At 39.0% G+C, this 10814-nt stretch carries 12 protein-coding genes; 11 read left to right on the forward strand and 1 reads right to left on the reverse strand.

Annotation, left to right across the window (positions count from 1 at the left end; genetic code table 11):
- The 11 genes from STRDD11_RS05765 to tmpA all read left to right on the forward strand — a co-directional run.
- Nucleotides 1-510, forward strand: a 510-nt coding sequence (locus STRDD11_RS05765; protein ID WP_241209327.1) for a tRNA (adenine(22)-N(1))-methyltransferase TrmK, incomplete at its 5' end; no start/stop codon positions are given.
- The gene (locus STRDD11_RS05770; protein WP_128836211.1) at nucleotides 497-1294 is read left to right on the forward strand and encodes a Nif3-like dinuclear metal center hexameric protein; all 798 of its coding nucleotides are present in this window, start codon (nucleotides 497-499) and stop codon (nucleotides 1292-1294) included. The genes STRDD11_RS05765 and STRDD11_RS05770, both read left to right, overlap by 14 nt.
- Nucleotides 1295-1304: 10 nt before the next feature.
- Nucleotides 1305-2396, forward strand: a complete 1092-nt coding sequence (locus tag STRDD11_RS05775) for an NAD(P)/FAD-dependent oxidoreductase (RefSeq protein ID WP_128836214.1) — start codon at nucleotides 1305-1307, stop codon at nucleotides 2394-2396.
- Between the two features lie 146 nt (nucleotides 2397-2542).
- On the forward strand, nucleotides 2543-2830 hold the full coding sequence (locus STRDD11_RS05780; RefSeq protein ID WP_128836215.1) for a type II toxin-antitoxin system RelB/ParD family antitoxin: 288 nt from the start codon (nucleotides 2543-2545) through the stop codon (nucleotides 2828-2830).
- Nucleotides 2820-3149 (forward strand): type II toxin-antitoxin system RelE/ParE family toxin, encoded by a 330-nt coding sequence (locus tag STRDD11_RS05785; RefSeq protein ID WP_128836217.1) that lies wholly within the window; start codon nucleotides 2820-2822, stop codon nucleotides 3147-3149. The genes STRDD11_RS05780 and STRDD11_RS05785 overlap by 11 nt, the downstream gene beginning before the upstream one ends.
- Nucleotides 3150-3238: 89 nt before the next feature.
- Complete coding sequence (locus STRDD11_RS05790) at nucleotides 3239-4609, forward strand: Eco57I restriction-modification methylase domain-containing protein (protein ID WP_128836219.1); 1371 nt, start codon at nucleotides 3239-3241, stop codon at nucleotides 4607-4609.
- Nucleotides 4610-4625: 16 nt separating this feature from the next.
- Nucleotides 4626-6557, forward strand: a complete 1932-nt coding sequence (locus STRDD11_RS05795) for an ATP-binding protein (protein ID WP_241209328.1) — start codon at nucleotides 4626-4628, stop codon at nucleotides 6555-6557.
- A 41-nt stretch (nucleotides 6558-6598) separates the two neighbouring features.
- A complete protein-coding gene (locus STRDD11_RS14240) occupies nucleotides 6599-7048 on the forward strand; it encodes an ATP-binding protein (protein WP_241209329.1) in 450 nt (149 codons plus the stop codon).
- Nucleotides 7041-7643 (forward strand): hypothetical protein, encoded by a 603-nt coding sequence (locus STRDD11_RS05800; RefSeq protein WP_128836221.1) that lies wholly within the window; start codon nucleotides 7041-7043, stop codon nucleotides 7641-7643. Before STRDD11_RS14240 ends, STRDD11_RS05800 begins: the two co-directional genes overlap by 8 nt.
- A gap of 10 nt (nucleotides 7644-7653) precedes the next feature.
- The gene (locus STRDD11_RS05805; RefSeq protein WP_128836223.1) at nucleotides 7654-8262 is read left to right on the forward strand and encodes an HNH endonuclease signature motif containing protein; all 609 of its coding nucleotides are present in this window, start codon (nucleotides 7654-7656) and stop codon (nucleotides 8260-8262) included.
- Nucleotides 8263-8290: 28 nt separating this feature from the next.
- Nucleotides 8291-9115, forward strand: a complete 825-nt coding sequence (gene tmpA, locus STRDD11_RS05810) for a ZIP family manganese transporter TmpA (RefSeq protein WP_128836225.1) — start codon at nucleotides 8291-8293, stop codon at nucleotides 9113-9115.
- An 86-nt stretch (nucleotides 9116-9201) separates the two neighbouring features.
- Here the strand turns inward: tmpA and STRDD11_RS05815 are convergent.
- A protein-coding gene (locus STRDD11_RS05815; RefSeq protein WP_277592706.1) for an ISL3 family transposase occupies nucleotides 9202-10478 on the reverse strand; the annotation gives its coding sequence in 2 pieces (ribosomal slippage) (nucleotides 9202-9968 and nucleotides 9968-10478; 1278 coding nt in all).
- Between the last annotated feature and the right edge of the window lie 336 nt (nucleotides 10479-10814).

Genomic DNA, 10814 nt, shown 5'->3' on the forward strand with positions numbered 1-10814 from the left:
AAAAATGTCGCCGAGCATGGGCTGAGTCAGCAGATTGAGGTGCGCTTAGCCGACGGCCTCGCGGCCTTTGAGGCAGAGGATCAGATTGACACTATCGTTATTGCTGGTATGGGCGGCCGCTTGATTGCGGATATTTTGGACAATGGCCGAGCGAAACTGGGCCCTGTCAGCCGTTTGATTTTACAGCCCAATAACCGGGAGGATGAGCTCCGCAGCTGGCTGTCTGAGCAGGGGTTTATGCTGGTGGCTGAGGAGCTGCTGGAAGAAGCAGGCAAGTTTTATGAAATTCTGGTCGCAGAAGCCGGCCGGCAGCTGCTGACTGAGCAGGAGAAACGCTTCGGACCCTGCCTGCTGCGGGAAGCGTCAGCTGTTTTTCAGGCCAAGTGGCAGAAAGAGCTGAGCAAGCTGGAGAAGGCGCTGGCCCAAATCCCAGAGGAAAAGGAGCAGGAACGCTCTGCTATTTCTCAAAAAATCAAGCAAATCAAGGAGGTGCTTCATGTTCGCAAGTGACATCATTGCCCGCTATGAGGCCTACTGTCCTCAGGAACTGTCTATGGAAGGCGATATTTCGGGTCTGCAAATTGGCACATTGGACAAGGAAGTGGATAAGGTTCTGCTGGCGCTGGATATTCGTGAGCAGACGGTGGTAGAGGCCATAGAGGCCGGTGTCGGGCTGATTATCGTCAAGCATGCGCCTATTTTCCGGCCGCTCAAGGATTTGGTGGCGGATTGGGCCCAAAATCAGATTCTTTTGGACTTGATTCGCCACGATATTGCAGTCTATGTCAGTCATACCAATATTGATGTCGTATCAGACGGTCTCAATGACTGGTTTTGCCAGCTTCTGGAGATCAGGGAGACGGAATTTCTCAGCCAGACGGCGCCGGATCAGGGCATTGGCCGGGTGGGCAGGATTGAGCCCCAGACTTTTGGTGCTTTTGCAGCCAAGGTGAAAACAGCCTTTGGCCTAGACAGTCTGCGGCTGGTGGCCTATGAGGCGGCGGACTTGGAGCGGCCCATTGAGCGGGTGGCAGTCTGCGGCGGCAGCGGCCAGTCCTTCTATAAGGAAGCTCTGCAAAAGGGTGCTCAGGTCTATATTACTGGGGATATTTACTATCATACTGCTCAGGAAATGCTGACGGAGGGGCTCTTGGCGCTGGACCCCGGCCACCATATCGAGGTGCTCTTTACGGAAAAATTAAAAGAAAAATTGGAGGCTTGGAAGGCAGAAGAGGGCTGGCAGGTGGACATTATCGCCAGTCAGGCTTCAACCAATCCATTCAGGCATATTTGAGGACGTTTGTATGAAAAGAATGGCAGTGATTGGAGCCGGCATTGTTGGCTCAACAGCCGCTTATTATCTGTCCCGCTATCCAGACGTGCAGGTAACGGTCTTTGACCACGGTATCGGTCAGGCTACCAAGGCTGCAGCCGGCATCATCAGTCCTTGGTTTTCTAAGCGGCGCAATCAAGCTTGGTACCGCATGGCCCGTTTGGGAGCGGATTTTTATCAAAACCTGCTGGCTGATTTGGAGAAGGATGGTATTTCGACCGATTTTTACCAGCAGACAGGTGTCTGTCTGCTCAAAAAAGATGAGAGCAAGCTGCAGGAGCTCTATGATTTGGCTGCTGCGCGGCGGAAAGAGTCGCCTTTGATCGGCGATTTGCAGTTCCGGACTGCAGAGCAGCTGCAGGAATCATTTCCTGGTCTGACTGGTTTTGAGCGGCTGCTCTATGCTTCAGGCGGGGCTCGGGTTGAGGGTTCTCTTTTGACGGAAACCCTGCTCAAGGCCAGCGGGGCTGAGCTTTGCTTCCAAAAAGTTGATTTGCAGCCGGTTGACCAAGGCTATGTGATTGACGGCCGGCATTTTGACAGCGTCATTTTGGCCGCCGGTGCTTGGCTGGGGCAGGTCCTCTCGCCGCTGGGCTATGAGGTGGACGTGCGGCCGCAAAAGGGTCAGCTGCGCGATTTCAAGCTGGCTGAGTCAACAGATCGCTATCCGGTTGTCATGCCGGAGGGCGAGCTGGACATCATCCCCTTTACCAAGGGCAGCATCTCTGTCGGTGCCAGCCATGAAAATGATCAGGGCTTTGACCTGACGGTAGATCTGTCTGTGCTGGATCAGCTGCAGAAGGAGGCAGAGGGCTATTTGCCAAAGCTGGCCGCTGCGGATATTCTGGGTGAGCGCGTGGGAACGCGGGCTTACACCAGTGATTTTTCTCCATTTTTTGGGCCTGTGCCAGGATTGCCTCAGGTCTATGCTGCCAGCGGCCTGGGATCTTCTGGTCTGACCACCGGTCCGCTTATCGGCCGCCAATTGGCCCATCTGGCTTTGGGTGAAGCAGGCCTGCTGGATTCGGCTATTGAGAAGTATGTGAAGCAGGTTGATAGCTGATGAGAAAGACAGAAGACAAGAACATAATCAAGTGTTCTTGTTTATTATAAGAATAGTTATTTTTCTAGTAATCTACCTAGTTTTTTTCTAATTTGAAAAATGCGTAAGAGCGTGTTATAATGGGATAAACTAGGAGGTTATATAGTATGCTGACTATAAAAAAAGATACTCAGGTAAATTTTAAAACGGATGCTAGATTGCTGGAAAAGGCTAAGAAAGTTTTTGCCAGCAACCAGCTTGATTTGACATCGGGATTTAATCTTTTTCTGCAAAATCTGGCAGTAAAAAATGAATTGCCTATTTTAACAGAAGAAGAGCTGGAGAAAGAGGAGCTCTTCCAGCAGCTCCAGCAAGAAATCCAGGAAAACCAAAAAGCTATAGAGGAAGGCCGCGGGGTCAGCTTAGAAAGTATCAGGGCAAAATATGACATCTGAGTTTTACACTGTTATCCTTGCTCCAGCGGTTGAAAGAGAGTTAGATGCTATTTATACTTATCTTTCAGAGCATTTTTCTGAAGATGCCGCTAGAAAAAGGATTGCTATGATTGTCGAGACTTTGGAGGGCTTGCAGGTTTTTCCTGAGCGCGGCTTTAATGCAGATAATCGCTTTGGCCGGCAGATAAATCCGCCCCATATCACCAGAGGTTATGTGATAGGCAAGAGCTATATCGCCCTCTATCGGGTGGAAGAGGCGGAAGTCCGTGTCGGTCAGTTGTTTTCAACTAAGAGTGACTATGTGAAGCTGCTTAAGTAAGGCGGAATATGTTTAGCTTTGGTAGATTATTTTATTGCAAAAGATGTGAATAAAAACAGTTATTAAAAATAGAAATAGTAAAGATAATTATGAAAAAATTTCAAATTTTTACTCCTGAAAAATATGTCAATCAGATGTTAGATAATATTGGATATAAAGGAGAGAGTATTTTAAATAAGGTTTTCTTGGAAAATTCTGTTGGAAAAGGAAATATATTAATAGAGGCTATTAAAAGATATATTGATGAATCATTAAAACAGGGTAAATCTTCTAAACAAATAAAAACAGATTTAGAAATTTATTTTATTGCATTTGAAACTGACTTTGAAATATTAAATTCTTGTATAGAGAATTTAGATAATTTTGTGGGAAAATACAAGATAAAAAATGTAAAGTGGAATATAACAACACAAGATTATTTATATACAGAATTAGAGCTTACTGCTGATTATATTGTAGGCAATCCTCCTTATATTAGTTATGAAGAGTTAGATAAAGATAAAAGAGAATTTTTAAAAGAAAATTTCTTATCATGTAAAAGAGGGAAATTTGATTATTGCTATGCGTTTATGGAAAAGAGCATAAGAGATTTATCTCCTAGAAGTGGAAAATTAGCTTATTTAATTCCAAGTAGTATATTTAAAAATGTCTTTGCTCAGAATTTGAGAGAAATTCTACTCCCAGTGCTGACTAGAATTATTGATTATAAACACACAAACATTTTTAAAGAAGCATTAACTTCTTCGGCTATTATTATTATTGACAAAGGAATTGCAGCAGAAAATGTAGAATATATAGATGCTGATTTAAGGAAGAAGTTGTCGTTGAACAAAATAAATCTGACTGAAAAATGGTATTTTAAGGAAGCTCTAAATGTTGAGCAAAATAATTTGAAATTTGGAGATTTTTTTAAGGTCGCAAATAGTGTAGCAACACTTTCTAATAAAGTATTTCTGGTTTCGGAAAATTATGATTTAGAGGATGCTGTTATAAGACCAGCTGCTAGTCCAAGAACTGCTGCTCGAAATATTCAAGAACGAATCATTTTTCCTTATAATTACGAAAATGGGAAGTTATTAAGATACTCAGAAAGTTATTTTACTAAAAATTTTCCTAATGCAACCGACTATTTGAAAAATAACAAGGATATTCTTCTTAAAAGAAGTTTTGATGGAGAGTGGTTTGAATATGGAAGGTCGCAGAGTTTAAAATTCTTAAATCAAGAAAAATTGATGATCTCATCTGTAATAACGGAAAGAGTGAATGTATACAGATTAGATGTTTTAACAATTCCATATTCAGGATTTTATATAGTTCCTATAGCTGATAGAGATTTAGGGTTCGCACAAGAAATATTAGAATCAGAGAAATTTTTCAATTATCTTGAAACAAGAGCAATTAATGCAAGTGGTCGGTCAATTAGAATATCAGTAAATGACATAAAGAATTATCCTATTTAAATAAGGAGGGAAAAATATGTCGAAAATTGTAAAGAGAGCAAATTTTAAGTCTACGACAAGAACTGTAAATCTTTTAGGGAGAGACAATGTTTTAGACTATAGAAGTGCTATTTTAGAGCTAGTAAAAAACAGTTATGATGCATTTTCAAAGCGTGTAGATATTAATATCAAAGGAGACACTATTGTTGTCGAAAATAAATCTGGAGATAAAATCACTACAACAGAAGATAAGAAAGCTACTGAGCTAGAAGTAATTGATTATGGCAATGGAATGAGCCTAGAAAAAATTCTAGATGTCTTCTTTACATTAGGAACAGATGATAAAACAAATATTGTATCAGTAAAACACTCAAATACTGAACGAGTGATGAATGGTTCAATGGGGATTGGGAGACTTTCACTGGGAAGATTAGGTAGTGAGAGTCAGATTATAACTTCTAATGGTAAGACTGCACATAGTTTTGTAATTAATTGGGACAATTTCAAATCTGGGAAACCTTTAGAAACTGTGAAAATTGACATTGAGGAACTGACTTTAGAAGAGTTTGTTTTAGAATACAAGAAGAGAAATTTAAAAAATAATGAGAAAAAAGGCACCATATTAATATCTCGTCAATTAAATGACGAGTGGTTTTTATCTGATAAAAATTTAGCGGGAACAAACTACTCATTATTGAAATTAACATTAAATAAACTGAAAAACCCACTCAAACTAACAGAGTCGGATGATTTTCAAATTGTATTAAATTATTTTGATGAACAAGAACTTATTGAACCTTCTATTTCTGAAGTATCAACTGATGCTTTAATTGAATTTTCTTTTTCTCATGAAAGTGATTTGCTAATTTTTGATGGTTATTTTGATGAAATTAATATTTCTCAATTGCCACCAGATTTCGTGAATTCTAAATTTGAGAAATTAAAGAATCATATTCAAGATGATAATGGAGAAAATAGAAAGCGTTATTATTTTTCGGATTCATATAAAATTTCAGAATTTATTCCAGATAAAGTACCTGAGAATCCTATCGGTGGTTTTGATGGGATGTTATACTTTACAAAAAAGACTGGTACAACAAAATATCCTTTTATTAATAATCCAGTTTTTAAAACGAATGAATTTGAAATTGAACCGGGTATTTTGCTATATAGAGATGGTTTTAGAATAAGACCTTATGGGGAGATTGATACAATTGGCTTTGATTGGATTGGAATTGAAAACGAAAGAGCAAAAAATCCTGCAGGTGCTGCAAGAGCTGGTTATATAATGCAAGCAAATCAGTTGAGTGGGTATATTAACATAACCAAAGAAGCGAATGGTGGTTTTGAGGATCAAGCTAATCGTGAAGGATTAAAAAACAGTGAGGAATTTACATTTTTAAGAAAGATTATCTTACAAATAATAAAAAATTTCTCATTTGTACGTTCTGAAATTTTTATTCTTTATAATGACTTTTTGAAAGAGCAAACAGATGTAAATAATCATAGCGAGGCGGGAAAAAAGTTAAAGAAAAAAATTGATAGACTTATAGCTAAACATCAAGGTAGCCGAGAAGAATTATTTTCGGATATAGAGTTTATAAATCTCTTGACTCCTCAGTCATTGTTGGAATTATATTCATTATCTGATGTATCTATAGAAGAAAAAGATAATCTTATTAATGAGAGTGATATGTTGCGTACGATGGCAACCCAAGGTATAGTTATGTCAACTTTTGCCCATCAGATAAAAAATGATAGAAATTTTTTTGAAGGAATCCCTAATACACTGATAACTATGGGAGATTATTATTCTAAAGAATTCTCTTATGATTTCCGAAGTTTTATTGAGGATTATAATTTGTATGATTATGCAAGTATAGTTACAGATAAAAATAGTAGTATACTTGGATTTATAGATAGTAGTGTAAATAATCCTACACGTGATAAAAAGAAAAAATTAATCTAGTGAATTATTTATCGAAAATTTTCAAATGGTGGAATAATTCAATGGAAGATAATTTTAATGTTTACAACTATAAATTAAATGGCAAAACTGATTTTTCAAATCTGGAAAGCATAGAAAAAAATATTTATATAAATGCTAGTGAAACACAGTTGGATAGTATTTTTTTGAATTTAATAACTAATTCTTATAAAAGTTTTAAAAAACCAAAAACAATTAAAAATAGAGAAATAAATATTGATTTTCAATTAGAAGGTAGAGTAGTTGTTTTAACTTACTCAGATAATGGAAATGGCTTAAGCGAAGAAATTGATGATAAAAATGTTATCTTCGAACCATATAAGACTTTTAGTACAGATGGTACAGGAATGGGGATGTGGATTCTATCAACAGTTATCTCTAAGTTAAAAGGTGGTAAAGAGTTAATCTCTAATCCAGGTGATAATGGTTTTTCAATAAAGATAGAGTTGCCAGGAGGAGTAAGTCATGGATGATGATAAAGTATTGTATTTCATAGACGATGATAAATCGGCAAGATATACTGAATATTACAGGGCATTGAGGAAAGCATTTCTAGCTAAAGGATATATCCTTGATTTCTTTCCAATTATAGATGAGAAAAGTGAGCAGGATTTTTTTGAGAAACTAATTAGTAAAAAAATCTACGGAATTATTTTAGATTTTGATTTAAAAGGGAGTAGTATATATGGGAATGCAACAGAGTTATGGAAAAAGATTAAGAGTTTTAATCCTTTGTTTCCAATGTGTATCTATACTTCTCACAAAAATGATGTAACATTGCCGTCAGCAGCTGAAAAAGTTTTTGAAAAGGATTCGGATAGAGATAATATAGTCGAATATCTGGATGAACAAATTTCAATAGGATTAAATGTGATTCAGGAGCTTGAAAGGGTGAACTTGGGGTTTAAATCAAATAGTGAATTCTCGGTAGAATCTTTGGAAATAGAAAGAAAAATTGATGAACAATTTTCTGTTAAAGGTCAATCTAAGGAACAATCTAGCGAAAACACAACAGAGTTAAATAGTTTAATTAAAGAAGCATACAAAATCATAGAAAAATATAAATAAGGAGTTTGGTATGTTACATATTAGAGACATTTATAAAAATGACTATCGAGGATATACAAAACTTCCTAGACATCGTCAAGGTGTAACCTGCAAATATTCAAAATACAGTGAGCGCCTTCTTTTAAAATGTTTTTTGAAAGAGGATTTTTATGGTCAATGCATATACTGTGGTTGGAGTTGTCTAAGATATGGAGCCGAGTACTTTCATATTGAACATATTTTAAGTCAAAAAAAATTTCCAAAAGAGATAGATAACTATGAAAATTTAGCATTAGCTTGCCCGGTATGTAATACATCAAAACATGAGAAGGTGTTACCGCATAAACTCAACCCACTCTCAGTAGAATTTTCGCGACTGTTTTACCGAAATAAGGTTGGTGCTATCGTCCCAAATAATCAACTCAATTTAGATGATTTGAAGATAGCTAAATCTTGCATTTCAATATTAGGCTTGTCTAAAGAGCTTTATAAGTTGGATTATATTTACAGTGCATTGAGTAAAATAAAAGAAGAGATTGTTGATGGAACTGATGCTGACTATTCAATTATAATTGCTGTATTAAAAGTATTAGATTACATAGATAAAAACTATACTAGAAGTTCAAACTTAACTTTATAAACTTACTAGAGTAGTAGGGAGAAACTTTATGAACTGGTTACAGTCGCAGCCTGTGGTGCTGCAGGCTTTCTTGGCGGGGCTTTTCACATGGGGGTGTACCATTGTGGGCTCGGCTGTTGTATTTTTCTTTAAGCATGTCAGCAGGAAACTGCTGGATATTATGATGGGCTTTGCGGCAGGCGTCATGATTGCGGCTTCCTTTTGGTCGCTTCTGGCACCGTCGATTGAATATGCGGAGATTTCTTATGGTAAGCTATCCTGGCTGCCTGCAGCAGTTGGTTTTCTGGTTGGCGGCTTTTTCCTGCGTTTCATCGATGCAGTGGTGCCTCACCTGCACTTGAGCAAGGACATTTCGGAGGCAGAGAGCGTTCATGAGCACAGCCGCAAGAAGCTGTCCAAGACGGCCCTGCTCTTCTTAGCCATTACCATTCACAATTTTCCAGAAGGTTTGGCAGTCGGAGTAGCCTTTGGTGCTTTGGCCGCCAATCCAAGTCCGGAAGCCTTTGTTGGCGCGATTGGCCTAGCTTTGGGAATTGGCCTGCAAAACGTCCCGGAGGGGGCTGCTCTGTCCATTCCGATTCGGACAGACGGCAAGTCTCGGCTTAAAGCCTTTTACTGGGGCTCCATGTCAGCGATTGTAGAGCCAATCGGGGCTGTTCTCGGAGCAGTAGCTGTTATGGCCATGACAGCTATTCTACCCTATGCCCTCTCCTTTGCAGCAGGAGCTATGATTTTCGTGGTGGTAGAGGAGTTGATACCGGATTCGCAGACCAATGGCAATACAGATGTGGCGACTTTAGGTCTCATGGTGGGCTTTGTTCTCATGATGGTTTTGGATGTGGCTTTGGGTTGATGCTAACTTGGAATCAAAGAGCGGAAGAAAGCGGAATTTCCGCTCTTTTTCGGGCTCTTTGTCAACTGTAGTGGGTTGATGAAAAGTTACAATCTGGAGAGGATTAAATCAGTCCTCTCTTTTTTGATGTTCAAAGCGATGAGGATTCTAGTTTTAAAATTGTCAAAGTTCCGAAATCCGAAAGCGTTTCGCTTGATGACTTTGATGAGGTTGTTAGTAGCTTCTAGTTTTGCGTTTGAGTAGAGCAGTTCCAGTGCGTTCAGGATCTTGTCCTTATCTTTCAAAAAGGTCTTAAAAACAGTTAGAAAGATAGGGGTTACACAAGAAATTGTTCCTTCAATAAGGTCAAAGAAATGGTCGGTTTGTTTCTCTTGAAAATGAAACAGTAAGAGTTGGTAGATTTCATAATGTTCTCGGAGTTCTTGAGAGTAAGAGAGTAGCTTTTCTAGAATCTCTCTATTGGTCAAGTGCATGCGAAAAGTTGGGCAATAAAAGCGTTTATGGCTTAGTTTACGGCTATCCTGTTGAATGAGTTTCCAGTAGCGTTTGAGTGCCTTATATTCGTGCGATTTTCGATCAAATGGATTCATGATTTGGATGCGGAGGCGGTTCATAGCCCGGCTGAGATGTTGTACAATGTGAAAGCGGTCGAGGACGATTTTAGCGTTTGGGAATAGTTTTCTGGCAATATCGTAGTAGGGACTAAACATGTCCATGGTAATGACTTTGACTTGGTTTCGGACCTGTCTGGAATAGCGCAGAAAGTGATTGCGAATCGTTGCTTGAGTCCGTCCGTCTAAGATAGCTATGATCTTTCTGGAATCAAGATCCTGTGCAATGAAGCTCATCTCTATCTGCCGATTGAAACAGTCACTTCCCTGACTGTTTCCACATCCCAGCTCATGTATTCTGGAAGGCAGTTAAGGTCAGTCTTGAACTTGAATTCTTTCAATTTACGAATGACGGTGGAAGTAGAGACATCTAAGCTTTCAGCGATGGCCGTCATAGGGACTTTCTCGATTAGTTTTTGAGCGATTTTCTGCTTGACGATGGTCGCGATTTGGTGATTCTTCTTGACTAAGGAAGTCTCTGCGACAGCTACTTTCCTACAGACTTTACAGCGAAAATGTCGTTTCTTTAATCGAATCAGCGTTTTGTATCCCGCACACTCTAGATAGGGAATTTTTGATTCTTTCTGGAAGTCATATTTAGCCATTTGTCCTTGGCAGTGAGGGCATTTAGGAGCAGGATAATCTAGCTTAGCGATGATTTCTTTATGTGTACCAGCATCTAGAATGTCCAAGATAGTGATATTCTGGTCTTTTATTCCCAGTAAGTTTGTGATAAAATTGAACTGTTCCATAAGAGTCTTTCTAATGATGGTTTGGTCGCTTTTCATTATAGGTCTTATGGGACTTTTTTCTACAACAAATAGGCTCCATCATTCCTACAGTGGTTTTACCCACTACGGAAATTATAGAGCTACTTTTTCTACCACTTACCTGCAGAAACTTACCACTTACCGAAAAAGGGTAGATTTGGCGCTGCCCTTTTGTTAGGATAAGGGTGCAAAGGGGAAGGCAGTTTAAATTCTAAGGAGGCAATCATGAAAACATCATTTTTGAAAAGCGCTGTGGCGCTGGTAACATGTGGCTTGGTGGCTTTTGGAGCAGCGCAAGTTCGAGCTGACCAGCAAAAA

Origin of the sequence: Streptococcus sp. DD11, assembly GCF_001578865.1 — a bacterium.
Lineage (GTDB): Bacteria > Bacillota > Bacilli > Lactobacillales > Streptococcaceae > Streptococcus > Streptococcus panodentis.